The sequence below is a fragment of the Microcystis sp. 0824 genome (assembly GCF_003112475.1).
Lineage (GTDB): Bacteria > Cyanobacteriota > Cyanobacteriia > Cyanobacteriales > Microcystaceae > Microcystis > Microcystis aeruginosa_C.
Window position 1 is genome coordinate 1 of the sequence record NZ_BDSM01000056.1, and the last position, 637, is coordinate 637.

1 pseudogene is annotated in these 637 nt (G+C 37.4%); it reads left to right on the top strand.

Annotation, left to right across the window (positions count from 1 at the left end):
- Positions 1 to 637: pseudogene (locus N0824_RS19065) on the top strand (tail length tape measure protein); the annotation flags it as partial.

Consider the following 637-nt stretch of genomic DNA (forward strand, 5'->3'; position numbering starts at 1 on the left):
ACAATCTAAAACTGGCTCTTAAAGGGGCAACACTGTCCATGAATGAAGGCATTCCCAATCATTTTGAAGTGATTAGAAGTCTTCCTCATGGTCATGTAATGGCTATTTTAGAGACGATTAAAAAATTGGGTTTAGATAAAATAATCAGTGAAAAATCCTCACGAATCAGAAACTTAGTGGTGGCGATGATTGTGGCAAGAATCATCAATCCTAAATCGAAACTAGCCACAGCGAGAGGGTTTAATAGTGAGACTGGCAGTCAGAGTTTAGGACAATTGTTAGACTTAGAAAAAGCCGATGAAGAGGAATTATATAACGCCTTAGATTGGTTATTAGAAAAACAAGAGAAAATTGAGAAACACCTAGCACTTAAACACTTAGAATCAGGCACATTAGTCTTGTATGATGTCACTTCTACTTACCTAGAAGGCAATGGTTGTGAACTGGAAAAATATAGTTATAATCGAGATAAAAAGAAAGGGGAAACTCAGATAGTTTTTGGTTTGTTATGTTCAGCTAAGGGTTGTCCGATAGCATTAGAAGTATTTGAAGGAAACACCTCAGAAGGTGCTACTTTAAGCGGACAAATTGAGAAAGTCAGAAAGGGTTGGGGGATTGAGAATGTTGTCTGGGTAAG